Below are 317 nucleotides of genomic sequence, written 5' to 3'. Positions count from 1 at the left end.
CGAGGAAAAACAAGACATACAAAAAATCATGTCGAGTCTCGTGGGAAGATTTGCCTTACTCATTCGATCCATGGCCATCCAAAATCCGCAGATGATAGAAGTGATTTTGGTCATTGGAAAGCCGATATTGTAGCTGGCAAAACTAGTGGTACTTGTTTAGTGACTTTGACAGACAGAAAATCATGCTTCCTTTTAGCAGGAAAGAAGGTCACCAGAAAGAAAGCCGCTTATGTGAGCGAGAAAATGATTGAACTTTTAAGCAGTATTCCAAATGAGGCGGTCAAAACGATCACTCCAGATAGAGGAAAAGAATTCTC

At 40.7% G+C, this 317-nt stretch carries 1 protein-coding gene; it reads left to right on the top strand.

Annotation, left to right across the window (positions count from 1 at the left end; all coding sequences use genetic code 11):
- On the top strand, positions 1-317 hold a 317-nt coding region (locus RV13_RS20615; RefSeq protein ID WP_143142320.1), incomplete at both ends, for an IS30 family transposase.

Origin of the sequence: Enterococcus raffinosus (assembly GCF_001886185.1) — a bacterium.
Taxonomy (GTDB): domain Bacteria; phylum Bacillota; class Bacilli; order Lactobacillales; family Enterococcaceae; genus Enterococcus_A; species Enterococcus_A raffinosus.
The sequence above is the reverse complement of the archived record's forward strand: the minus strand, read 5'-3'. Positions and strand labels throughout refer to the sequence as shown.